At 43.6% G+C, this 24837-nt stretch carries 21 protein-coding genes; 11 read left to right on the top strand and 10 right to left on the bottom strand.

The window, feature by feature from the left end; genetic code table 11:
* Positions 1-68: 68 nt before the first annotated feature.
* A complete protein-coding gene (locus tag ACQYWX_RS18380; RefSeq protein WP_431685882.1) occupies positions 69-1163 on the bottom strand; it encodes an ATP-grasp domain-containing protein in 1095 nt (364 codons plus the stop codon).
* A gap of 266 nt (positions 1164-1429) precedes the next feature.
* On the opposite strand from ACQYWX_RS18380, the gene ACQYWX_RS18375 reads away from it, so the two are divergent.
* From ACQYWX_RS18375 to ACQYWX_RS18355, 5 genes are read left to right on the top strand one after another with little or no spacing between them, the layout of a single operon-like run.
* Positions 1430-1981, top strand: coding sequence for a hypothetical protein (locus ACQYWX_RS18375; protein ID WP_216735609.1), 552 nt, complete (start codon positions 1430-1432; stop codon positions 1979-1981).
* Positions 1981-3315, top strand: a complete 1335-nt coding sequence (locus ACQYWX_RS18370) for an O-antigen ligase family protein (RefSeq protein ID WP_216735610.1) — start codon at positions 1981-1983, stop codon at positions 3313-3315. The genes ACQYWX_RS18375 and ACQYWX_RS18370 overlap by 1 nt, the downstream gene beginning before the upstream one ends.
* Positions 3302-4561: a glycosyltransferase family 4 protein gene (locus tag ACQYWX_RS18365; RefSeq protein ID WP_431685881.1), complete on the top strand. Its 1260-nt coding sequence runs from the start codon at positions 3302-3304 to the stop codon at positions 4559-4561. The genes ACQYWX_RS18370 and ACQYWX_RS18365 overlap by 14 nt, the downstream gene beginning before the upstream one ends.
* Before the next feature lie 7 nt (positions 4562-4568).
* A complete protein-coding gene (locus ACQYWX_RS18360; protein WP_431685880.1) occupies positions 4569-6026 on the top strand; it encodes a lipopolysaccharide biosynthesis protein in 1458 nt (485 codons plus the stop codon).
* 3 nt (positions 6027-6029) lie between these two features.
* The gene (locus ACQYWX_RS18355) at positions 6030-6878 is read left to right on the top strand and encodes a sulfotransferase family protein (RefSeq protein WP_216735613.1); all 849 of its coding nucleotides are present in this window, start codon (positions 6030-6032) and stop codon (positions 6876-6878) included.
* Positions 6879-6921: 43 nt separating this feature from the next.
* On the opposite strand, the gene ACQYWX_RS18350 is transcribed toward ACQYWX_RS18355, so the two are convergent.
* Together ACQYWX_RS18350 and ACQYWX_RS18345 are read right to left on the bottom strand one after the other, a co-directional pair.
* The gene (locus ACQYWX_RS18350; protein WP_431685879.1) at positions 6922-8211 is read right to left on the bottom strand and encodes a polysaccharide pyruvyl transferase family protein; all 1290 of its coding nucleotides are present in this window, start codon (positions 8209-8211) and stop codon (positions 6922-6924) included.
* 49 nt (positions 8212-8260) lie between these two features.
* Complete coding sequence (locus tag ACQYWX_RS18345; protein ID WP_431685878.1) at positions 8261-10243, bottom strand: acyltransferase family protein; 1983 nt, start codon at positions 10241-10243, stop codon at positions 8261-8263.
* A 268-nt stretch (positions 10244-10511) separates the two neighbouring features.
* Between ACQYWX_RS18345 and ACQYWX_RS18340 the strand changes: the two genes are divergently transcribed.
* Together ACQYWX_RS18340 and ACQYWX_RS18335 are read left to right on the top strand one after the other, a co-directional pair.
* Positions 10512-11777, top strand: a complete 1266-nt coding sequence (locus tag ACQYWX_RS18340) for a glycosyltransferase family 4 protein (RefSeq protein WP_431685877.1) — start codon at positions 10512-10514, stop codon at positions 11775-11777.
* A gap of 5 nt (positions 11778-11782) precedes the next feature.
* Positions 11783-13156, top strand: a complete 1374-nt coding sequence (locus ACQYWX_RS18335; protein ID WP_431685876.1) for a phenylacetate--CoA ligase family protein — start codon at positions 11783-11785, stop codon at positions 13154-13156.
* A gap of 107 nt (positions 13157-13263) precedes the next feature.
* On the opposite strand, the gene ACQYWX_RS18330 is transcribed toward ACQYWX_RS18335, so the two are convergent.
* Positions 13264-13860, bottom strand: coding sequence for an acyltransferase (locus ACQYWX_RS18330; protein WP_216735617.1), 597 nt, complete (start codon positions 13858-13860; stop codon positions 13264-13266).
* Positions 13861-14066: 206 nt separating this feature from the next.
* On the opposite strand from ACQYWX_RS18330, the gene ACQYWX_RS18325 reads away from it, so the two are divergent.
* Positions 14067-14987: a hypothetical protein gene (locus ACQYWX_RS18325; protein WP_216735618.1), complete on the top strand. Its 921-nt coding sequence runs from the start codon at positions 14067-14069 to the stop codon at positions 14985-14987.
* 50 nt (positions 14988-15037) lie between these two features.
* Here the strand turns inward: ACQYWX_RS18325 and ACQYWX_RS18320 are convergent, their stop codons facing one another.
* The 6 genes from ACQYWX_RS18320 to ACQYWX_RS18295 form a co-directional block, all read right to left on the bottom strand.
* A complete protein-coding gene (locus ACQYWX_RS18320; protein WP_431685875.1) occupies positions 15038-16171 on the bottom strand; it encodes a glycosyltransferase family 4 protein in 1134 nt (377 codons plus the stop codon).
* Complete coding sequence (gene cysC, locus ACQYWX_RS18315; RefSeq protein ID WP_216735620.1) at positions 16164-16787, bottom strand: adenylyl-sulfate kinase; 624 nt, start codon at positions 16785-16787, stop codon at positions 16164-16166. Before cysC ends, ACQYWX_RS18320 begins: the two co-directional genes overlap by 8 nt.
* A gap of 16 nt (positions 16788-16803) precedes the next feature.
* A complete protein-coding gene (locus ACQYWX_RS18310) occupies positions 16804-17913 on the bottom strand; it encodes a glycosyltransferase family 4 protein (protein WP_216735621.1) in 1110 nt (369 codons plus the stop codon).
* A gap of 8 nt (positions 17914-17921) precedes the next feature.
* On the bottom strand, positions 17922-18947 hold the full coding sequence (locus ACQYWX_RS18305; protein WP_431685874.1) for a polysaccharide deacetylase family protein: 1026 nt from the start codon (positions 18945-18947) through the stop codon (positions 17922-17924).
* A gap of 31 nt (positions 18948-18978) precedes the next feature.
* The gene (xrtA, locus tag ACQYWX_RS18300) at positions 18979-20499 is read right to left on the bottom strand and encodes an exosortase A (RefSeq protein ID WP_431685873.1); all 1521 of its coding nucleotides are present in this window, start codon (positions 20497-20499) and stop codon (positions 18979-18981) included.
* 67 nt (positions 20500-20566) lie between these two features.
* Positions 20567-20752: a hypothetical protein gene (locus ACQYWX_RS18295; protein WP_431685872.1), complete on the bottom strand. Its 186-nt coding sequence runs from the start codon at positions 20750-20752 to the stop codon at positions 20567-20569.
* On the opposite strand from ACQYWX_RS18295, the gene ACQYWX_RS18290 reads away from it, so the two are divergent.
* From ACQYWX_RS18290 to ACQYWX_RS18280, 3 genes are all read left to right on the top strand, one after another.
* Positions 20739-21473 carry a PEP-CTERM sorting domain-containing protein gene (locus ACQYWX_RS18290; protein WP_216735624.1) on the top strand — a complete coding sequence of 245 codons (735 nt, stop codon included), beginning with the start codon at positions 20739-20741 and terminating at the stop codon, positions 21471-21473. The genes ACQYWX_RS18295 and ACQYWX_RS18290 overlap by 14 nt on opposite strands.
* Before the next feature lie 337 nt (positions 21474-21810).
* Positions 21811-23550 carry an SLC13 family permease gene (locus ACQYWX_RS18285; RefSeq protein ID WP_431685871.1) on the top strand — a complete coding sequence of 580 codons (1740 nt, stop codon included), beginning with the start codon at positions 21811-21813 and terminating at the stop codon, positions 23548-23550.
* A 161-nt stretch (positions 23551-23711) separates the two neighbouring features.
* The gene (locus tag ACQYWX_RS18280) at positions 23712-24836 is read left to right on the top strand and encodes a glycosyltransferase (protein WP_431685870.1); all 1125 of its coding nucleotides are present in this window, start codon (positions 23712-23714) and stop codon (positions 24834-24836) included.
* The last annotated feature ends 1 nt before the right edge of the window (position 24837 follow it).

Genomic DNA, 24837 nt, shown 5'->3' with positions numbered 1-24837 from the left:
AGCGGTCTTGCCCAGTCTTAAGACTGGGCAAGATGAATGTGCGATGTTCTCAGTACTTTGGCGAAGTTTTAGCTACGTAAATCGCGTAAGTATTTCTTTAGTTCAAATATAAATGGCTTGAAATCGGATAGTCTGTTGACTTCATGCTTGGTTCTGCCATTGGGAAGAAAAAAGCGAAGTAATTCAAGCAACTTTCGCCCTATTGAATATTGGCGAGATGGGGACTTTAAAACTAGGTATAGGCGATCCAGGTCGCCAAGCAGCCAACGCATTTTTTGCCCAACTACGAATGAGTCGACAGGAGCGGCGACGCCGTTTACAAAGGAAGTTAGAAGGAGATAAGGGAAATCTACGCCGGAATCGATGGCGAGTTGGAGAGAGCCCCAAAATCGGGGGTTGATTTCCATAAGGTATGGCGTGCCATCATCCGCTACCTTGAATTCCACCATCGCTACGCCATTCCAATTTGCATGATGGAGTAAGGTGTCAGAAATTTGCTTCATGCGAGAGTCAACTTCTTTTGACTCGCAAAGCACGCTGACGCCTCCAGATGGGGGTTTCTCTCTAAGTCTGCGGTGGGAAAAGTGGCAAACAGGGCTTCCTTGGGAATAAAGAGCGAATAAGCCCTGACCCTCTCCTTTAATGTAAGACTGAATCATGAAGGGATAATCACGGAAATAGCGCTTTTTGAGTGCCTCCTCAGCCTCAGCTCGGGAGTGAACGATGAGCACAGTAGTGCTGATAATTTCACGACCTGTAAGAATGCGCGACTTAAAAGGCTTTAATACGATAGGGTACTCCGTAATGTCGGATAATACGCTCTGCGCTTGCTCTATACTTTCAATATACTGAGTGTGTGGAGTTGGTAGCCCTAGAGACTGGGCAAGCTGAAACAAGCGATTTTTGTTGGCCAAATGCTCTATCGACTCCGCTTCTGAAAATGGCAGAATTAAGCCTTTTGGCAACTTCTCTCTGTTTTCCAGGATGACATAAGTCGAGGCTTCAGTAACGGGCAGAAGGAAGTTGATCTGCTTCTCGGATATTATTTTCAAAATATCGTTAAAGAAGTTGGCTGGCTTGGTGTAAGGGGAGGCGTACACCTCCTTGTCAAGTGAGAAGCGGGAGGCTCCTGCCAGCGTTTCGAGGCTTTCATCTGCGGTCATGACCCAAATGCCTTGGGCGCCTAAAGAGCGGGTGGCGGCGAGAGCGGAGCGTTGATTAGCGTCTAGTATTAGGGCGCGAATGTTGGTCATTGTGAGTCAGTCACTTAGAAATTGAGTAAGGTTTCGTTGCTGAAATGCCAGTGATAGTAATTGGGTATGTGTTGAACTGTCAAAAGTTGTCCACTGTGGTTTGAATAACCACGCACAGTCTCTATAATCGCGCTCGTAGAGCTAAATGCGCCCGGCGTTAGAAGAAGGTGAATCATTTGGGTAAGCTAAAAAAACTATTGAAGTATATGACTGAATATCTTTGTATGATGGTGGGGTTATATAAAAGGTACTCGAATATTCCTTCTGGATTTTCTCCAAAACGAATAATTTTTATCTGCAAAGGGAATGTATGCCGTAGTGTATATGCAGAAGCTTATTTGAAAGATATTTTGTCAAAAAATGATTCTTCTGGCAGGGTCGAAATTATAAGTTGTGGTCTGGCTACTGATGGCGACACCCCTGCTAATCCAACCGCCAAAGATGTCGCCGCCAACAGAGGGGTTAATCTTCAAGGGCACAAAAGCACTCGGATTCAGGATGTAGCGCTGAGAGATAGTGATTTGCTGGTGGTGATGGAGCCATACATGGTGAAAGCACTACAGCCTTATCAAAAGAGTGGTGGCGAATCTCAAATTATAATTCTGGGAATGTTAGGCGAAAATAGAACGCCGAACATTCCAGACCCTTACGGTAAGGAAGTGCCAGTTTTTAACGAGGTCTTCGACACAATTGAGTTGAAGCTCGCTATTCTGCAGAAAAGCTTGTAATGAATTTTCCTCAGCTTGAGAGCCCTGGTGGTGCTTTCCCTAAAAAGAAAGTGGAGACTTCCATAGACTCGGACATGGAAAGGCTCTACTCCATGGACTTAAAGTACTATTACCACACTATTCGGGCGGAAGGGATCGCTTTTATTGGTATTTGTGGTTACTTGTTTTTTGAATATGTTCGTCCTCAGTCTATATACGACTGGTTAGATATTCTACCTTGGGTTCCGTTATGCCTATTGACCGCTATCATGGGGCTCCTTCTATTTGAGAAAAAGAAGATAAAGACCGCGCATCCTTTAAATAAGCTAATGGTCACTTATCTGGCTGTGGTTTTGTTATCATCCGTCTTTTCTCAATACTCATCTGTTTCTTTTGATAACTTATGGAAGTTTAGTGATTGGTTTATTATATATTTTCTTATTGTTAAAATAGTTAATACGCCAAAGAGATTTTTTATATTCTTCCTATCGTATCTTATATATTCCCTAAAAATGTCTCAACATGGCTTTATAAGCTGGGCCTCCAGAGGATTTGGCTTTGCTAGCTGGGGTGTAACGGGGGCGCCAGGCTGGTTTCATAATAGTGGTGAAGTCGGCATTCAGATGGCGATATACGTTCCACTCGCAGTGGCCTTTATTATGGCGCTTAAGGGGCACTGGAATAAAGTGTGGAAGTTTATCTTCTACTTTATGCCCTTTAGTGGAACTGCAACCATTATAGCTTCATCTTCTCGTGGAGCATTGGTTGGGTTGGCCGCCAGTGGACTTATGGCTCTGAGCAAAACAAAATATCTAATACGAACGCTCGTGGCGGTTTCGATTTTGGGTAGTATTATATGGTACTTTGTTCCTGATGAATCAAAAGCAAGGTTCCAGTCCTCCGGCGAAGATAAAACGTCGCTACACCGAATGGAGCGGTGGCGACATGGTTGGGAGACGTTAAATAATTACCCTCTCCTGGGGGTTGGGCATGATGCGTGGACTACTTTCTACCCAAGAAACTTTACTCCAGAAGAGAAGGGAAGTAAGTTAGTCCATAATATATTTGTTCAATGTGGAAGCGAGTTAGGTTATTCGGGGCTTCTTGTTTTATTTTTGCTTCTTTTTACTTCCTTTAAAACAAATAGGACTGTCAGAAAGCAAGCGGACAAATATGATGATAAATTCTATTACTACTTAAGCTATGGCATGGACCTAGGTTTGGTCGGCTTACTGATAAGCGCTTCATTTGTGACTGTTCTTTACTATCCTTTCCTCTGGATTCATTTTGCACTCACATCAACAATGCATAATTCATGGAATGTCAAGGTGAAATTAAAAAATGAGCGCAAGTGATGTTGTCGACTCCCATCTCGATGGAGGAAAAAACGTTCTTTTGGTTGATCAAGGGGTATCATTCGGCGGCGCTTTAGTAGTATTGGTCTCCATTGTAAAAAATTTGAAGTCTGGGTATAACCCAACTATTGTTTCGGCAATTGATGGCGACATATCCAAGTGGATTGATATTGGTGGCGATTTTGAGGTTTTGTCGCGTAAACCTGCATTTACATATGTGAATAGATTCAGTGCATATGAAAAAATACGGAAAATTAGGTCGAGGGTTGTTAGAAAGTTAAGTGTATATATGCTCTCGATTTATGAGTTTTTTGTGAATCTAAGGTATGTCCTGGATTTGTGTGAAATTATAAAGAAGAGAAAAATAGACGTTGTACATATAAATAATAGCGTTTATGTGCTGATGGCGGCTGCAATAACTGGCACTCCGTGTGTTTGGCATATACATGGCGTGGTTGAAGAAAAGCGATCTTTTCTACACAGACTCTTAGAACCAAGCGTTTCATGTTATTTGGCTATCTCTAATTATGTAAGTGATTCGGCAGCGAAGCATGGTTATCCTAAAGGCAAACTGGTGACTGTTTGGAATCCTGTTGGTGACCAGTTTATTGAGGAAGACTGTACTTTAAGTAATGAAAGCCGAAACTCAGACTTGCGTGAGCGGTATGAGTTAGCCGGAAATGCCTTTTTAATTGCTGTATTTGGTCGAATAATCGAATGGAAAGGGCAGCTTGAGGCGGTTAAAGCATTTGCTGAGGCCAAGCTGGGGGATGAGGTATATTTGGTCCTGGTAGGGGGCTCAACCGAGGGGTTTGGTGATGTCTATCTTGAAGAAATCAAGAAGCAGGCGAAATTACTTGGAGTTGAGAAGAATATAATCTGGGCTGGATTTGTTCGTGATGTTCATGAGGTATACAAGGATGTGGATCTGGTGCTTCACTCTTCTATAGAGCCGGAGCCCTTTGGACTTGTTGTCACAGAAGCAATGGCTTCAGGCGTTCCAATTATCGCCTCCAAACTGGGTGCTCCAGAGGAGTTGGTCGATGATGGGGTCACAGGGCTTTTGGTTGACCCTAGAAACTCGACCGAGTTTTCAGCGGCGATTAAGAAAGTGGTCATGGATGCGGCATTCAGGAAGCTAATAACTCAGAGCGCTAAAATAAGCGTTAAAGAAAACTTCTTGCCAAAGCAATATGCTGATCGTATGTGTGAGATATACGATCAGGCTATTTCACCTGAGAAATAAATAAAAGATGTCATCCTCAAAAGTTAAGAAGTTATTTAGTGACTCTTTGATATATGGCGTTGCAATAATTGCTCGCTCTTTATCTAGTATTATCTTGCTGCCTCTTTATACAAGGTATTTATCTACAGAGGGATATGGAGTTATAGAGCTCTTATCGATGACGGTAGATTTTGCCGCTATATTTTTTGGCGCAAGAGTTGGGCAGTCCTTTCTAAGATATTATGGCCTTGCCAGTAATGAAAAAGAAAAAAGTGAGGTGTTTTCAACCTCGTTCTCTCTTCTGAGCTTTACGCACCTTGTTGGCGCAGTACTACTTATTGTTTTTTCCACATCAATAGGGGCGCTATTATTTGGTGGGCAGGAATACCATGCCGTTCTAGTTGTTTTTTCGTTGAATTTGCTTTTTGGAGGTATGTCTGAAATACCTCTTGCTTGGCTGCGTGCTAACGGTAAAGCGGCGAGTGTCCTATTTTTTTCTTTAGCTAAGCTAGTGTTACAAATTTCTCTTTGCGTTGGACTTCTAGTGTACCTTGAATGGGGGGTTATGGGAGCTGCGTTAGCCTCTGTTTTGGCGCAGGGAACTGTTGCGGTTCTCCTTACTCTGTACTGTATCAAGAGCAATAAAATTATTTTGTCTAAGGAGATGGCTAAAAAATTGGTGGGATTTAGTTGGCCAATTATACTCGCCGCGGTCAGTATGTTCTTTATTACATACGGTGACAGGTTTTTTATAAGAACATATTTGACATTGTCTGATGTTGGGATATATGCGCTGGCCTACAAGTTTGGCTTTATATTATATGCAATTGGTTGGCAGCCATTTCAGTCAATGTGGGAGGCTGAAAGATATCGTATATACAAGGAGGAAAGTCAGCACTATTTGTTTCCCGCAATATTCAGTTTTATGTCAGTGCTCTTGGTTTTTATGGCCTTTGGTTTATCTATATGGATAGGTTACTTTTTACAGCTCATGTCTGACCAGGAGTTTTGGCCTGCTGCCGAATATGTTCCAGTGATTATTTTGGGTTATGTTTTCTTATCTTGGACAGGGTATTGTAATTTGGGGATATTTACCTCTGGCAACACCAAGGTATTTGGTGTTAGCTCCATGTTTACCGCGTTGTTTTGTTTGGTTGCCTATTGGTTGGCCATTCCATCATATGGCTTGATGGGGGCGGCCGTGGTTACAGCTATAGCTTTCTTTGTTCGCTTCTTTGTTATACATAAGTTAGCGAAAGCGAGATTTAATATGAAGCTTAACTGGTACCCAGCAGTTAGCTCCTTGTGTTTGGCTTCTGTTCTTTTTTGGGTTAATGAGATCGGAGTGATTAATACAGGTAATTTGTTCTTGTCTAATGTGTTAGTTTGCTTCCTGTTCTTAATAATGCTCTTTGTTCTGAAAATTGTGAAAGTTTCGGATTTGAAAACTGTGTACTCAACTTTGGCGAAGAAGGCGGGCGCGTGATTTATGGCTAAAGCAAACTTATTTTTAATTGGCGCTATGAAATCAGGCTCTACCACTCTGCATGACTATTTAGCGCAACACCCACAAATTTTCATGTCGGAGGAAAAGGAGCCAGGGTTCTTTGTGCCTGAGCTTTGGGGGCGACGTGATGACAGTGAGTATTCGGCTTTATTTGCGAGAGCTCGAGAAGAAAGATACATCGGGGAGTCGAGTACGCACTATACAAAGCTTCCTAGATTTCAAGGGGTTGTAGAGAGAATAAAGGACTATAATTCTAATGCTAAGTTTATATACATAATGCGAAACCCTATTGAGAGAACCATTAGTCATTATTTCCACTCCGTAAGGAACTTAAAAGGAGCCGGAGAAACTAGAGATATTTTCTCTGCAATTAAGGAAGATCCAAACTATATAGCTTATTCAGACTATGCCTATCAGCTGGCGCCTTATTATGCCGCCTTTGGCAAAGAGAGTGTATATACGCTTGTTTTTGAGGAATTCAAGGAAGACGTTTTTTCCGGGCTGAGCCAGCTATACCAGTGGCTTGATGTCGATATGGTGGAGCCAAAGGAAAATCTGGTTTCCAATAAGGCTCCAGAAGTGTACGTGAAGGCTAAAGGAAAAGGGTATTTGAATAAACTAAGGCATAGCGAAGTGTGGGATAAGGTGTCTCCCCTGATTCCTAAGGCTCTCAAGAAGTTTGGTAATCAGTTGTCAGAAGAGGTGAGTGCTGAAAAATTGTCGAGTCAGGAGCGTGATGAAGTCTATAAGCTGCTAACCCCAATATTTAAAGAAAAGCTTTTGGAGTTAGAGAAAGTGACGGGGCGTGATTATTCTATTTGGTCACTGTAAAGAACTGAGCACTAACATGGAGTCTATGTTAGTGCTCAAATGGCTATTTGCCCCTGAATAGCTTAATGAGCTTAATTAACGTTGGGTTTTTACTTTCGACAAGCCAAAAGTAACAGGCATTAATAAGCAGAAACGGAATGGCTAATGCGTAGCTAGCTAAGTGCGCTCTTTTTCTTGGGGCGCGCTTGATAATATCTTTTATGATATCTGCATTCTTCAATGCTTTGCTATTTAGGCTGACCAGAGAGGACTTTAGACTCTCTGAGTCCAGAGGGGGGAGATTTGAAATGGTTGAGCCGACTTTCTCTAATGAATCTAGCGCATCTATCGGTACTACTTGGCCTCCTACGCCTAATTCAGTCATTACTCTAGCTATTTTGTCGGCATAATTTACGGCTATAAACTTAGTGCCAGCAAGGCCTGATAAAATTAGCGCATGTAGTCTCATCGAGATTATATAGTTAAGCTTGGCAAGCTTTTCAACTATCTCCTCAGGGTGCTCCAGCGGCGCGTGCATAATAACCCTTTCTTTTTCCGGTAGAAGCTCGTATAGCTTATCCATTATGGCTTGATCTGAATAAGGAAGGCCAAACTTAAACTCCTTATCAATCTCCAGCTTGTCGCCGTTTTTGTCTGTAGCATAGGGAATGAAAGGAAATAAGTGTATATCACAGTTCAGTTGCTTGGATTGTTCAGAAACGTATTGCGCTAGTACCTCCAATCTTTCAAGTGTTAGCGCTCTATCGTCTCTCTGTGTTGAGCGTAAGCAAACTCCGATGCCTGATTTTATAGGCTCAACGGGGCGATCTTTATATAGAGCAAATACAACATCAGCCGTCACCTCGGTTTTTTCAGGTGGAGTGTTGAATGACTTAATGACTTCGTAGGCGGAGTTATCTCTAACCAGTAACTTGTCGGCAAGCTTCAATGTATGGCGAGTGTAGCTCTCTGTCAGAAATGACATTCCATGTCGGTCTGCACCAACACCTAAAAACACCACAGGAATCTTAAAAATTCTGGCTAATGGGAGTAGCATTAAATACTCCAGAGCGCCGCAGATGAGTTCACCGCCACCAATGACAACGAGATCTGCTTTTCTAAACTCACTAAGCAAATGGCTCCAGTTCTTTGGATAATGCAAAGTGTAAAGGTGCATGTAACCTGTAATAGACTCTTCTCGGCTTCTATTGTCCGAGCATAGAGTGGTGTAAGTCAGTTTGTGATCTGGAAGGGCACTGCTCAATATCTTTTGGATCGCGATAACTATCGCATCATCCCCAACGTTCTCTCTTGAGGCGTGAGCATGAAGCACGTGAAAGTTATTTTTTTCCATATGTCTTCTCATGGAGTATAAGTTCAAAAAAGTTTAACTAATAGTTTGTCTAATTGTAGCTTTCTGCTGCTGATAGTGGCTTGATAAAGATATATGCGATATTTTCGGACATCGTGCGAGTTATGTGATTTCCATCTCTATAAATTGGCTTGTCATCTTTTGTCGCTGCACAGCTAAACTCATCACAGAATAGTGGTTGGACGGCTATGACATTGACTAAGCCGTTAGTTTTTGCTTCGTTAAATATCTCTCTTGCAAACTCCTGACGCCGATTATAGTCATCAACTTTTGGTTCTATATTAATGTCAACGTTTAGTAGCTTTGAGCGAGCAATATTCTCTGGAACATCAAATCCAATTTCTGGAACCTGCTCTACTACAAATACCTTGACTCCCTTAGCCCTTAGTTTGTTTAAGGTCTTGAAAAACGAGCTTCTAAATACCTCTCTATTATGCTCAAGAGATGTGTGAGCGGTGTCAGAGGTTCGCAGATACACTGTTGAACCGTGCTCGTGTTCGTAACGTAGACCATTTGCATACAAGCTCCATCTGGAGGCAAGTATAACGGTCTTTACTTTGGGCATGTTTTCTATGTGTGAAAAAATGGCCTCGTTTATTTGTGGGCACTCTGAGAAGCCCTCCGCCGACTGATAAGCGTCGAGTAAAGGAATGCAGCCGCCTCTTCCGACAAACTCACCTTTAAGCGCCAGTTTACTTAGGGCCTTATCAAGCGCTGGCATTAAAGCCTCTCCGTGCGAGTCGCCCCACAATAACACTGATGCATCATTGTTGCTATCGGCTCCCAGGCTGCAGAGGTGGGAGTGGGAGCCGAATGCCTGGTTGTCTTTCAGGCATGCTGATAGGTCTGGTTTATCATTTGCCGCATCTGCGATAACCGATATCTTCTCATCTACTCGAGAGGGTAGTCCTTGTGAGGTAATGGTTATGAAGGAAATGATGCTAAAGAGTGACAGAGTTGCTGCGCTTGTTATTAGGGTTGGCGTTCGCTTCGAAAGAAGCTTTTTCTTTCTAAATGGCGTCTCAATGTATCTCCAATTCAAATATGAAAGAGAAAATACTAATGCAAAGTAAAAGGCTAGGTGTAAGTCTGTTATAGGGGTGATTATATAAAGCTTCAGAAAAACCAGCACTGGCCAATGAAATAGGTACAAGGAATATGAAAGTTTTCCTATAAAGTTGACTGGTGATAGGGATAGTAACCTAGAAACATAGATGCCTTCATACTGCCCTGCATAAATGATTAGTGCAGTGCCAACACAAGGGGCAAGTGCGGCATAACCAGGAAATGGTGTTGCGGGTGTGAAAGTGATAATGCTGAGCGCGATTAGGCTAAGCCCACCAAGAGAGATAATATTTGCTGTAGGTCGTGACAGCTCACCTCTAGGGATAAAAACTAAAATAGAGCCGATCATCAGTTCCCAAATGCGTATGGGAGTGAAGAAAAAAGACGATTCTGGGTGGCTCTTAGTGAGAACTACGCCCAACACCAAAGACGATAAAGCAATTGATGCAAGCAAAAGAAAAATTCTCTTGCGGCCTAAGCTGCATATAACCAACAAGAGAGGGGGGAAGAAGATATAAAACTGCTCTTCGACTGCAAGAGACCAAGTGTGCAATAGCGCGTTGGTTTCTGCTGGGGCTGCGAAGTAGCCAATCTCTGTCATTAGGTAAAGATTCGAAGAGAAAAGAGTTGCTGATAATGCGTTTTTACCCAGGTTCTCATATTCATTCGGCAATAAAATCAGGTATCCTGCCACCAGCGTCAAAGCGATAACTGTGAACAATGCGGGGAAGATCCGTCTAACTCTCCGCTCATAAAATGTAAGAATGGAAAATTCACCTTTCTCCATTTCAGCATAGATAATGCTGGTTATGAGAAAGCCAGAAATGACAAAAAATATATCTACACCAACGTATCCGCCGGAAAATCCTTGTATTGAACTGTGGAATAGAATTACGGGAACAACAGCAAGCGCCCGAAGGCCATCAATGTCTGGTCTATAGCGAAGCACAGCAACCTCTGGAAAAGGGGGTAGAAGGTGGACGTTTAAAAAGGCGGTATTTTACACAGTTATCTACGTTTTTTTAACTGTTGTGCTATGGTTCTGTTAACTTAGTAGTAAAGATTTTACGGCGCGAAAAGGTTGAGTTTGAGTAAGGTTAGGTCAGATGGATTAGGTTTCGATTTTTTTGATCACTAGAAATCCTGACTTTACAGCAAGTTATAATAGAGATTGTTATCATTAGGCTAAGGCTATAATTATCTATTGTGGGAATAGTATGGGGAACAGATCACCTTCAAAAAAGCCAAAACTGTTATGGCTTTCACATTTTATACCGTACCCGCCCAAAGGCGGGGCGCTGCAGCGTAGCTTTAATTTGCTAAAGGAGGCGAGTAGATATTTTGATATTGACTTGTTTTCTTTGGTGCAAAGTTTTCCTGTTAAAGAAAACTTTGGAAGTCTTGAAGAGGGGATTCAAGTTTGTAAGAATGAACTGTCGAAGTACACAAGCTCAATTGAATTTTTCTATATTAACTCAGAAAAAAATAAGCCAAATAAGGCGCTTACCGCCATAAAGGCAGGTCTGTCCTCATCCCCTTATATAGAGTACTGGCTAAAATCTGACGAGCTATTGGCTAGGTTAAAGGATATAGGTGGGAATGACAGCTATGATCTTGTTCATTGTGATACGATTGGTGTCGCGCGCTATGCAAAGGAAGTGCTTTTAGCTAAAAAGATTTTGAATCATCATAATATCGAATCTCATATGCAGTATCGAAGGGCTAAGGGCGAAAAAAACATATTAAAGAAGCTGTATTTTTATTTTGACGCAATGAAAATATATAGCCTGGAGAAACGATATTGCCATGAATTTGATTTGAATATTGTTTGCTCAGATTTGGATGCTGAGAGACTTGTTGATAAGCTACATGTTGATACTCATGTCGTTCCAAATGGAGTGGATACAGACTATTTTTCCTCCTCATTTAATGAAAGAGAGGTTGATGATTCTCTCATTTTTGCTGGAGGGATGACGTGGTATCCAAATTTTCAGGCTATGGAGTTCTTTATTAAAGAAGTTTGGCCATTGCTTAAACAAAGAAGACCAACAATAAATATAACTATAGTCGGAAGAGGTGGGGATAAACTACGCCCGCTCGTTGGAGCGGAAGCGGCGATCAAGATAACTGGCTTTGTGGACGATGTAAGACCATATATTGAGAGAGCGAGCGTATACGTATGCCCCATTTTTGTTGGCGGTGGAACAAAACTTAAAGTTCTTGACGCATTATCAATGAGTAAGGCTATGGTGGCGCACCCGATAGCGTGTGAAGGCATAGACGTTGAGCAGGACAAGAATGTCGTACTTGCTGAAACACCAGAAGCTATGGCTGATAAGATATTGTATTTACTGGATAAACCGTCATTAAGAATTGATCTTGGGAGGGCTGGGAGAGAGCTCATTGAACGACGCTATTCCTTTAAGGCTGTTGGTGATGATATGGCCGAGAAATACTTTAGCCTTCTTGATAATGGAGGATAATTCTGGTGGATAGTCTTTATCAACTTATGCCCCCATTCATGCAGAATATTGCGCTAAGCATGTATGGACTTCAGCTAAAAGTGAGGAGATATGGCGGTATTTATCCTGGCTATAAAAAAGAGCTGGATGAGTATATGGCGTCCATGGGGGACGTAAACATAGTGAAGGCGTTTCAAGCTTCCAAAATAAGAGAGTTGGTCAGCTACGCTAAAAAAAATGTTCCTTACTATTCAGAGTGTTATAGATTACTCCCGAATGAATGTGAAATAACTCTAGATAACTTCTCATCTGTGGTCCCCATTCTTGATAAGTCTACATTAAAGAGCAGAAGCTCTGAGTTTAGATCAAAAGAAAAGTGTAAGGACATTGTTACCATAAACACAAGTGGGTCAACAGGGTCGCCTTTGAGTATTGCATGTACGAGATCTGCGCTGCAGAAAAACTACGCCCATTTTGAATATTTTTTAAATTCAAATGGCGTTAACAGCTTTGATCGTAGCGCAACTTTTGCTGGGCGAAAGATTTTAAGCTCTGACTCCGGGGCTCCTTTCTGCCGCAAAAATTTCACTATGAATACTTTGTTGTGTTCATCGTATCATTTGAGTGAAAAGAATGTTGCCAGTTATATAAATGAACTGAATGACTGGGCCCCAATATATATCGACTCCTATCCCTCAGCAGTCTACGAGTTAGCCTGCTTAGCTAAAGTAAAAGGGTTGGTGCTTAATAACAAGCCAAAATGTATAGTGACTTCAAGTGAAACATTGTTCTCGTATCAGAGGCGGGAGATTGAAGACTTCTTTGAATGTAAGGTATATGACCAGTACGGGCAGGCAGAGATGGGAGGGACTTTGGCGCAATACAACTCTGAGTCCTTATATACGGCAAATCCCTTCTATGGTCTGGTGGAAGTTCTTGATGAGGAGGGGAGGCAGGTTATGCCTGGCGAATCAGGAGCATTGGTGCTGACGGGGTTCATAAACTCTTACATGCCTTTGATAAGATATAAGATAGGTGACAATGTAACAGTGGCGAATTCTGAAGACGCGTTTATCGGGAGTCATGCTCTAAAGATCAGCGAGATCGTTGGCAGGGAGGATGATGTAGTTTTAACTCCTGAGGGCAAAAGGATCGGTAGATTGGACCCTGCATTTAAAGGAGTCGTTGGAATTGGAGGATGCCAAATTGTGCAACATGCGCTCGACAAAATTGAGTTGAGGATAGTGCCTCAAGGAGAGTCTGCTGATAACGGTGTTGCTGAGTTAATTCAGAACCTGAAAGAACGATTAGGAGAGTCTATTACTTTTCAGGTGACCAAAGTCCAAGAACTGGAAAAGACCAAAAGCGGTAAAGTGAAAGGAGTGATCTCAAAGCTCTAGACTTCCTTTTTCTAGCGACCAGTCTTGGTGGTGATTCTTGCCTATGGCCGCTAAAGCTTTCATGCTTAGCGGCTCTTTGTATAACTGGCCAAATCCATTAGGGCCTTTTAGTTGGGGGGCTGCTGTGCAAGAACTTGGGCTGGGTTCCCTGCTGCGATGCAGCCAGCAGGGATGTCGTTTCTAACGACGCTTCCTGCGCCAATTACACTGCCGGCGCCGATGGTGACTCCGGGTAAAATGATGGTGTTAGCGCCTATCCATACATTGTTGCCGATGACAATGGGTTTGGGGGTTCCTTTTGTGTTAAGGCGCTCATGCGGGGCGGTTAGGCAAATGTTATGTCCGCTGCAATCCATTATTTGGCAGTTTGCTGCAATTAGGCAGCCTTCCCCTACCTCTATTGATTGATAGGCATGTAAGCACGATCCGTGAATTCTTGTGTCTTTTCCAATAGTTATGACTGCGCCGGGCATATCGGCCATAAGTTTTACAGAAGAATGCATATTGATATGGTAACCTTTATTCAAAGAGTTAACCGTGACGTTGTCATGGAGGACAACCTTGGCGGAGGGGTGAAGCATGATGCTCGGAAGCCCCTTAAAGGTTACGTTTTCTCCGATTATCAAGCCTTTTTTGCGGCTTAAGATAAACTTCGTGAGTCGTGTGTAAGCCTTTTTCAAAATTTTTTGAAAATTGTATTTCATTGACTGATTCTCAAGTTTTCTGATCGCTAGAAGGTTATCTTTGTTAAAGACGGCCGATTCCTAGAAAGAGCGGCTCCGAGATGTTGGCAAAAACTGCGCTTGTGCTCCAAAACCTTGCTATTCTTATATAAGGCGTATTTGGTAGTTACGTTGTAGTGGGCAGTTGTCTGCATTGATTTTAAGAGTTTTTTGAGGGTTTTACAGACATGAAACTTAAAAGCATGCAAAAAATTCCAGGATTTACGGCTGGGCTAGTGCTTTCTTGTTCGATGCTCACTACGTCCGCGTTAGCGGAAACGGCGGAATATGTTTATAAGGAGAACTTTGCTGGGACAAGTCTGTCATATGACGAGTTTGCGGCCAGCAGTGTGCCGATATTCAAGTGGTGGGGGCTTGGTGGCACTGTAAGTGGCGAGCAGTATAAGGCTGTCGATATCAATGGTGAGGTTAATACGGGTCAGAAAAAGAGCCTTAAGTTTCTGTTTAAGGGGGTCGCCGATGGTAAGGACTCATCTGTAGAACAGCGCTTTCGTATACTTAAGCCCCAAGTGTCAGTTTTAAGTATAACGTTTGACCTTTTTATACCCACTAATTTTACACATAGAACGCAATCCTCTACAGCGAACAATAAATTTCTTGTCCTGTGGTCTGGCGACTACGGCACAAGAGCATCCCTCAACTCAGTAGCTTTTGAATACTGGCCTGCTACTGTCAAAGGAGGGGCGGAAGGGGACTCGGTTTTGTCATACCACTTAGGGCCTGGAGATAGTGACTGGGGGCATAAAATTCCCTCCGCTACTCCAGTGTTCGCAGCGGCTGATCGAGGAAAGTGGATCAACTACAGAATTGATATAAAGCTTGCAAGCGCCCCCGGGGCTACTGACGGATTTATTACGGTTAAAAAAGGGGGGGATACGCTTTTTAATGTAACGGGGCTGGCTAATTATTCGTCAGCGACAGACATTAATGGCGATAATGGCAACTATTTGGATCAAGGCTACTTTTTAGGATGGGCTAATAGTGGTTATAGTGCCGATACTGCCTTTTACATGGATAACTTAATGATTACATTGGATAAAATCCCTGGCGTCAACCCTCCTAGCGCCCCATCAGCTGAGTTGCAATAGTTTCACGATATGTGAGTGAAGTTGGAGAGTCTCTCCCCAACTTCACTGGGCTACAGGAATTGGTTGACGAGGCTTGTCAATTTTGAAACCTGTGCTTTATCTGAAAAAGCTTCAACGATTCTCTCCCTTGCATAGCTGGACATTGTATCCCTCTGGCTATTGGAAGATAGCAAACCTTGTATTTTTAATGACAGTTGCTCTGAAGAGCCTGGCTGGAATAGAAAGCCGCTTTTGCCGTCAACGATCGTTTCGCTAAGTCCTTGAAGATCTGACACGATCAGCGGGAGTCCAGAGGCCTGCATTTCTATAGATGACATCGTAAATGAGTCCCAGCCGACAGAGGCGATTATTCCTGCGAAACAGCTTCTGTGTATCCTCTCAAGATCATCGCGATACCCTCCAAAGATAACTTGTTTTTTTGCCTTTTCTGTTAGAACTGCTTCGTAAGGTGCGGCTTCGTCATCTTTGTTTCCGAACAACAGGAATGTCACATCGCTTCTTTGTTCCGCGATGATATTGGCTGCTTCTGCGATAACTCTGACGCCTTTTCTTTCTTCAAAATGGCCCGAGTAGAAGAAAAGCTTGTTATCTCGCGGCAGGTTGTAAAGGTCGTGTGCATAAAACCGGTCATTACTGTCTGGACGGTATTTGCCTACGTCGACGCCGAGATAACACACGGCGGTTTTGCGTTTGCTTATGCCGCGGCCCAGATAACCTGATTTTTGCATCGCAATTGACTCGAAAATGTATAGATCTGGCCCCTGCCGGTACCTTGATGCGTCAAGTTTCTTTAGTATTAGCTTGACTCCCGAGTTGAGGCTGCTCATAGGGGCGCCCCAATAGGATATAAATGCTTTTATGCCGGCGGCTCTGGCGGCTTTGTAGTAGGGTAGGGACAGCGGTTGATCAAACCCAAACAGGATGGATATGTCGTTGTCTTTTATATACTTGGCGAATTCCGCTATCCTGACGGCGTCTGCTTCTTTGTCCGAAAATTCGAGATAATTGTTGTAGCCACCAGGGGGGTAAGTTGGTATTCCTTTTGTGAAGCTAGGGTAGCAAAGGTGGATGTTGTTGGGAGAATTAACTAAATTTAAGCCCATTCTCCAAAATATTCGCTCTAAAGAGCCGATTGCATATCCCGTATTGCTCTCGCAATGATACAAAATCAGTATTTTACTCATTTTCAAGGTTTCTGAGCGGGTTGATAAATTTCCTTTCTTCAAGGTAAGAAATTATTTTCGCAATTGATTCTTCTGTGCTTTCTTTGCTTGTATCTACGACGATGTTAGGGTGCTCAGGAGGCTCGTAGGGTGAGTCTATACCGGTAAAATTCTTGATGTCGCCTTTTCTCGCCTTTTGATAGAGGCCTTTAGGGTCGCGTTGTTCGCAAATGTGGAGAGGGGTGTTGACGAAAACCTCTGTGAACTCTCCATCAGCAAATAAGGTTCTCACCATGTCGCGATCTGCTTTGAATGGTGAAATAAATGCGGTCATTACTATAATTCCCGCATCAACGAGGAGCTTGCTAGCCTCAGCTACACGGCGTATGTTTTCTATTCTATCGCTATCCGAAAAGCTTAGGTCTTTATTTAGTCCGTGTCTTACGTTGTCGCCGTCAAGTACGTAGGTGTGGTAACGCCTCTTATGAAGCTCAATGTCTAAGGCATTCGATAACGTCGACTTTCCTGATCCGCTCAAGCCTGTAAACCATATAAGACAAGGCTTCTGTCCTTTAATTTTGGCGCGGTCCTGCCGTTGCAGCTTAAAATCCTGCCATACAATATTGGTGTCAACCATTCAGAATTCCTCCTGGCTATATTAGTTCAAAATAAAGTTTCAAATACTTAGGGGTGATGGCGTATGCGTCAAAGTTCTTTGCCAGATGACTGTAGCCATGTTCGGCTATGAGTGATAATTGCCTTGGGTCTGAAACCAATTTGGCTAGTGCATTGGCGTAACCCTGCTCCGAATGATCTGCAACTAACACCCCGGCTTTTCCATTATCTAGTACTTCTGGTATGCCCCCTACGTTGTGGGCGACAACAGGTACGCGAAGAGCTAGCGCCTCAAGTAAGGTCATGGGAAGCCCTTCGTGATCTGACGGCATAACTAAGATATCAAGCTTTCCTATTTCTGGTGTGGATGGGTCTATAAAGCCGGTGAACTCAATAACATTATCAAGCTGCTGTTCGATGACGAGCTTTTCCGCTAACAGTCGAAGCGGTCCATCGCCAATAATCTTGGCTCTAATATTTAGCTGGGGGAGGCGTTGGGTTAGAGCTTTAACGGCTTTGATAAACAAATCTACTCGCTTGACGCCGACAAGCCTGCCAACGAAACCAATTGTATATAGCTCTCTATTAGTTTCAGGTTTTCGCAGCTCTTGAATCTCTGAGCTGTTGATAAAATTAAAGATCTTAACAACTTTGTTTGAATACAAGGCTCTTAAAGATTGCTCCAGCTGTGTTGAAACAGCGATTATTCTGTCTTGATAAAATCTGGTAAGGAGTCTGTCTAAGTAATATATCGCTAATTTGTGAGGCTTAGTCCATGGTAATTGGGTTTCTTGGTTGCCATGGATAGTAGTGACGGATTTCATGGTTTTGCTGGCGATACGGGCGAGAGAGCCAACTATGTTTTCTTTGAATCCGTGTGTGTGTATGAGGTCTGCCTTCTGGGCGAGAAGATGGGATCTTGTCTTGAAAATCAACTGCATAAAGGAGAGCTGACTTTCAGGAGCAATGGTCACCGGCATTCCTAAGGCTTTCAGTTTGTCAGCAAGGGCGCCCTCATTAAAGATTATGGCTGAAACTTTAACTTGCTTGGAGGCAACCAGAGCTTTGCATAGTTCGTAGAGTTGCTTCTCTGCTCCGGCCCATATATCGCCAGAAGCAATATGGGTTATATGAGGTGGATTTTGCATAGACAAAGTCAGCCCTTACTGAGGGTGGAAAAAAAGCTAAGCTTTGTGCCGGCATTTCCGTCATGAAGGTTGTGTCTTTTTAGGCGCAGTAGGGGAGTCGTCGCCTGATTGTTGCCTACAACGGTGGTGCACGCTATTACGTAATTCGCGTCAACTAATGCTTGCGACTCATTAGACATACTTCCATTTGGATAGCAAAAAATGTCAGTAGGCGTGTCTGTTAGTTGAGATATTTTTCTTTTTGACTCGACAACCTCGTACTTTAATTCATCTTTTGAATGAAGTTTATCTAAGCGGGAGTGGCGACACGTGTGAGAGCCAAATTGGATAAAGCCTGTGCTTAGCAGTTGCTTGATGTCGCAGTCACTGACTAACTGGTGTGTTATAGGTAAAGAGGCGCTGCTTTCGAGAGTGGAAGATATAGTCGCATTTATATTTTGGTACAAGGTGACTTCATCTAAACTTTTGCACAGGTTGATAATGGGATCCAGTTCTTCAGTGTCTGGAGGGCTTGACCAGTCAAGTTTGGCGCCCAGCTCGCGCAGCCAGTTGAATTGAGGGTGAGATAGCGCTTCAGGCTTGTTGGCCGCCGTTGTTTTAAGAAGGTATAGCAGCTTTTCCGGCCAAAAAATGAAGTCGGTACTAATGTAGTCCGCGACTAAAAAGATTGTGCTGTGAATTTCTTGGCTTGCTAAAAAGCTGGTAACGTACTCTTGATTATCTTTCCAGCCATCATCAAATGTTACAGCAAAATAGAGCCCAGGCTTGAGTGTATCCCTCTTATCTCCCCATTCTGTCAGGGATATGGGGTTACCTCCCGCCTCTTTTAGCCAGTGTATATGATTTTTCAGGTGTTCGGGGGCTATCATCATACCTGGCTGCTCAAAATTTCGACGAGGGTCGTCTAAAGGTAGTGTGCGATGATAGGTAAGAATATACAGCGTTGGTTTGTTAAAAGACTTCGCTTTTACCTTGAACTGTGTGTAGTTAATGGATTGAACTACATATTTGACGGCGTTTCTTAATGCTTTCATAGCTTTGGCGATTAGGCAACTGCGTGCCAGTTTACTTAAAAGAATTGTGCGCGATTACTGATAGAGAGAGGAGTTCCTCTCTATATTCTTGGCAGCTGCTAATAGATGAGCAATATTTTGCTATAGCCAGTAATCCACTGGAATCTCTTCCTGTGAGTCTAGCAATTGCACCAAATAATTTGGCCTTCAGGTCTGTATTGGCTGTGAATGGGCCAATTTGGTACCAGTGGTAGATAATTACGAAGTTGTCTTGATTTGACTTGCTTCTCAGTATCGTTTCTTTTGCAGCGATTCCTTTCTGGATGGAGGCTGGAGCCGCATTTGAACTTATCAACGTCCACTCTTTATCATCAAACAGATGATTATCATAATAAACCAGCTCTTTGCCTTGATGTTGTTCGACGTACCAGTTGACGCTAAGTTGCAGGTTATCTCCATTTGAGTTTATGTAAACGCCGGTGGCTTCCAGATCTGCGTTGTGAAACCTAGGCTTCCAAGCAGTCTCCTTTAGAAGGGGTCCCTTCCAGGTTCCATTGCCAACAGGTAGTTCATTGGAAGTTAAAACGCCTCTTTCTGAAGGCTGAGTTAGGGAAAGGAGCGAGATCCAAGTTGGTGATATCAGCATAATTGCTACAGCAATGCCGAGGCGAATATAGGTTGGAGTGAGCGATGGCGTAGCAGTGGCATGGGTGGAGCTTGGCGAACTGGTGGTGGATTCGCTAATAGCGTCTGGTGCGCTTTTTTCAATGAAGTGTGCGGTAATAAACACTGGTAACAGGCACACAACAGCAAAAATGATCCAACCATAAACTTCGTGATCGTTAACGAGCGAGCTCTGCATATTTGTTTGATAGCCAGCGTAGATAATGCCAAATACACGAATCCAGTTCGCAAGCATTGAGAAGAAGATGCTAAAAGAGAAGAGCAAAAGGCTTCGCTTGATGTCTTTGAGATAAAGTATTCCGTAGACATTAGAGATAAACATGGCGACGAGTAAGTAACGGGAGCCGCTGCATCCGCCCGCTACAAAGAACGTTCCTTGGGGGATTGTTATGTACAGGTCCCTTATTATAGCGGGTATGTCAAAAGCACTAAGTAGTATCTGGTTGGTGAATACGGTGATGCGCTGCAGTAATGGCGCGATGTCATCCCACACAGGGAGGGCGAAGAACAGCAAAGAGAGTGTTGGAGTAATTTTTATAAAAAATTGTTTTCCATACAAAAACATGCCAGAGAATAAGATAAAGCAAGGCAAACTGAGTGTGGCGACGGTTTTGACATCTGCTGCTTTTGCTAAAAGATGGGCGGCGGCTGTCAGTAATAGTGCGGGTAAAAAGATCCACCAGCCATTTGGCTTAAGGAGCATGGCGTCGTGGCGTTTTGTGTAGAGAAGCCACAGGGTTACAAAAAAGACCAGAAAGCCATGTGTGTAGTCGTAGGAATCATTCCACAACTGGAATAGGGATAACCACTCTTGCCAGTAACCTAGGGAAATGGTCAGTAGCACAAGTGAAATTGTGGTTAGGTTGAATCTCTTTAACTCTGACGGCATTGATCGCACAACTAAAATTCAGTGATTGCGCACTATAAAGAAGAATAAAAACGGAGATCAACTGGTTTTATACCCTGGCAACCTTCTTGTCAGCTTTTTTTACATTTGCTTGAGGCAGTGGGGGGGTGGTATTTTTATAATGCATTGAAAAATAATGATAAAAAAATATTGGCATAGGCTGTGCTTTATTAGCGTCGGGTTTATCATCACTTTCTTTCAAAAGAAAAAAGGAATCGGTTATGAGTTCTTTCACTAAGTCAACTTTGGCGGCTTTAGTTATCGGTGTCGCTGCGGCTTCTGCAAATGCTGCTACTATCAACGATGGTTACAACGGCGCTGGCCTTTCTTACAATGGCGACGTTTTTGGAAATGCTGACATTTACCAAGTAGATCGTATGGAAGTTTCCTACGACGCAAACAATCTTTACGTAAATGTTTATACAAACTTCTTTGAAGGCGCTGATAGCTTAGGTCACAAGTTTGGTGATCTGTTCATCAGCACTAACGGTTGGAATCCTAACGGCACTGCAGCAAACCGCTACGGTACTGACGATGTTAGCAACGGCGAGCATTGGGAATACGCACTTGATTCTACAACTGGCGATCTTTACAGCCTGTCAGAAGTAGACTACGCGTCTCAGCTAGTACTTTCTGGTCCTGGTTCTGTTCGTGTAAATCAAGAAGTAGGCGTGAAAACTGACGCAGCAAGTTTGGTTGCTGGTGAAACTTCCAGTGCTGACCTGAGTGGCGCAAGCAACACTATTGGTAATCTGGGTGTGTTGTCCTTTACTATCACTTTGGCTGACCTGGGTATTACTGATCTGAGCAAATCTACTGCTCTGGGCCTGCGTTGGACTATGACTTGCGCTAACGACGTTATCGAAGGCGGTTACAATGTTCCTGAGCCAGGTACTCTGGCGATGTTGGGCTTGGGCTTGGTTGGTTTGGGTCTTTCTCGTCGTAAGAAAGCTTAATCAGTTTAGTCTGAAGTTTTAAGCGAAAGGGGTGTAAAGTTTTCTTTACGCCCCTTTTGTATGTCGATAGTTATCGCGGCAAAAATTTTGCAAAGTCTCCGCTTCTTGTGCTTTAAGCTTGAGTGTTTACTGTCCTGTCTACCGAAGCTGAGAACCGAACTCCTCGCATGTTGTGACTAAGGCTAGACTACCCGTCTTGTTTTTTGTGAGGCCTATTCGGTCTCCCTCCAACTTAATAAGAAAGATGTGTCTGTTATTAATGTTGCTGAAATTGCAGCTACTGCAAAGGTGTGGTGGAATGTGCGTTTTAGCGGGTTAAGTTAATATAGGAGATAGCGTGTTCGGCGAATTGGGCCTCTGGTTATCTGCGCTGGTGGTTTTGTCAATCCTTGTTGCGCTGGCAGTTACATCTCTGCGTCCTGCAATGGTATTTATCTTTGGTCTCGTCACTCTGTATGTTTTTGGGTTGGTGGATCGAGAGAAGATGCTGGCGAACTTTACCAACACTTCGCTGGCTTCGCTGGCTTTGCTGCTGTTGTGTTCCGTTGCACTGGAGAAGACACTGTTGTTGCCGCGTATTGCTGGCTGGATTGTTGGAAGTACAGAGCGAAGTAGTTTGCTGAAGACTATTGGAGTTGCAGGAATTGTAAGCAGCTTTGCAAATAATACAGCGGTAGTTAGCTCCCTTATTGCGCCACTGAAGAATAATAACTTTATTTCACCCTCGCGCCTGTTAATTCCTCTTTCCTACGCCTCAATTCTTGGTGGTGTGCTCACTCTTGTTGGAACTTCTACGAATCTTATTGTGGATGGTTTTGTTCGAGAGGCTGGCTATCCTCCGTTGGCGTTGCTTGATTTTGTGTGGGTTGGGCTGCCGGTCTTTATATGTGGCTGTGCGTGTATTGTCTTTCTGAGCGTGCGTTCTTTGCCTAAGAATGGCATGACAAAATCTGCATTGCAGTCAGAGTATTTCCTTGAGTATACCGTGCTGCCCCAGTCTCCTCTTATTGGTAAGACAGTGTCTGAAAATGGCTTTAGGAATTTGGAGCAGCTTTTTCTCGTGGAGATCATACGGCGTGGGCACCTGATTACGCCGGTGACGCCCTCTGAATTAATTGAGCCTAATGATGTTCTCATTTTTGCAGGCGATATTTCGCAGGTCCAGTTGCTTAGTCACTTTCCAGGGTTGGAGCCATTTGATGATAAGCAGGATTTGGTTGAAAGAAATTTAGTTGAGGTTGTTGTAACTCAGTCATCGCAACTGAAAGGGAAGACTCTGAAAGAGGTTAACTTTCGGGCGATGTTTGATGCCGGGGTCGTTGCAATCCGTCGGGGAGATGAGCGCTTAAAGGGGGGGTTGGGGAAAATCCGGATTTTCCCGGGAGATGCGTTGGTTTTGGCTGTGGGCGACGACTTTATGAATATGCCTAACCTGGCCTCTAATTTGTTGGTAGTTAGAGGGTTGCGCACTAATCAAAAGTTTTCAGGACTTAATAGCGCCTTAATTGTCCTGGGTTTTTTAGGGATGCTGCTTGGAAGCGCAATGGGAGCCTATTCACTATTTGATGGCGCCTTGTTTCTGCTCCTCTTCTATATATCAATGCGCTTCATCAGTCTAAATGAGTTGTTCAGGAAGTTGCCAATAGAGCTGATTTTGATAATCGGCGCTGCGCTGGGCATCGCTCAGGCTATGACGCATAGCGGTTTGGCTGATGTTGTCGCTACTGGAATTATGTCTGTTTTTGGTGGGCTAGGTCCTTGGGGGGCCTTGGCGGGTATATATTTGGCGACTTGGTTGTTAACTGAGCTAATAACAAATAATGCCGCCGCTGCGCTGGCTTTTCCTATTGCCTTGGCGGCGGCGCAGAGTATGAATGTCGATCCAAAACCATTTTTTATGGTGGTTGCTTACGCTGCGAGTGCAAGCTTTCTCTCGCCTTATGGCTACCAAACAAACTTGATGGTTTATTCTGCTGGTAACTACCGGTTTTTGGACTACATCAAAGCGGGGGCTCCTGTGGCGTTGGTATACGGTGTCATGGTGGTCTTGCTTACGCCATTGTTTTTCCCTTTTTAACGGTTGAATCCAAAGCTAAAATTTCTAACTTGAAGTTGGCGATATGCTAATATCCTGCGCCAAATGCAGTGTTGACGCGATGCTCAGTTATTATGAGGTGGCGTTAATGTATGTGGACGGGATTTGAGAAGAATTTCTGCTTAATTTTGAATAGGTGACCCATGCTCAAGATACTATTCTGGGTGGCGTTGTTTGGCGCAGTATATAGCTACTTTTTATATCCTTTGATTTTGAAGCTGCTGCCCAAAAGAAGAATGGTTAGGGCGGAGGGATCGGCCGCAAGAAAAGTTTCGCTCATCATAACGGCTCATAATGAGAGAGATCGAATTAGGGAGAAGATAGAGAACAGTTTGGAGCTGGACTATCCGGATATGGAGATTATTGTGGCGTCGGACTGCTCTACTGATGAAACGGACGATATTGTCAGAGAGTATGCGGATAAAGGGGTTCGGTTGGCCAGGGCCGATGAACGTAAAGGCAAAGAGTACGCTCAGCTGCAGGCAATTACTATTGCCGTTGGCGAGATACTTGTGTTTTCGGATGTTGCGACCAAGATTCCAGCGGATGCGATTAAAAAGTTGGAAAGCTATTTCGCAGATGAAAGAGTCGGTGCTGTGTCTAGTGAGGATCGTTTCATTACTAACGATGATCAGGTTGCAGGAGAGGGCGCTTATGTCAAATATGAGATGTGGTTGCGCCGCTTGGAATCTGAGCGTTTTGGTTTGGTTGGATTGAGCGGTTCTTTCTTCGCTGCGAGAAAGAAGGTATGCGAAGAATGGGATATCTACTCTCCTAGTGATTTTAATACCGCCCTTAACTGCGCGAAAAAAGATCTGGTTGCTGTGACAGCGCCTGATGTCTTGGGCTTTTATAAAGATGTTGCTGATCCGCAGAAAGAGTATCAGCGCAAGGTGCGGACAATTATCAGAGGAATTACCGCCTTGTCGCGTCATCCTCAAGTACTAAGTCCTGTCCAGTTTGGCTGGTTTGCAGTTCAGATATTGAGTCATAAGGTAATGCGCTGGGCAGTGCCCTGGTTTTTGGCGGCGTTGCTTGTATTTAGCTTACTGCTGAATTATCAGGGAGGAATCTATTCTTTGGTGCTGCTGGGGCAGATTGCATTTTACTTGCTGGTCTTGACTGGCCATTTCAAGCCGGACTTGCGCGAAAAAGTATACGTGAAGATTCCTTACTTCTTTGTCCAGGTAAATTTGGCGATCGCCAAAGCTACCATTGATTTCTTCAAGGGGACAAGAATGACCGTGTGGACGCCATCCAAGCGATAGG

It is taken from the genome of Hahella sp. NBU794, assembly GCF_050749805.1.
In the GTDB taxonomy this organism is placed as follows: Bacteria; Pseudomonadota; Gammaproteobacteria; order Pseudomonadales; family Oleiphilaceae; genus Hahella.
This window is presented reverse-complemented; position numbering and strand designations above follow the sequence as displayed.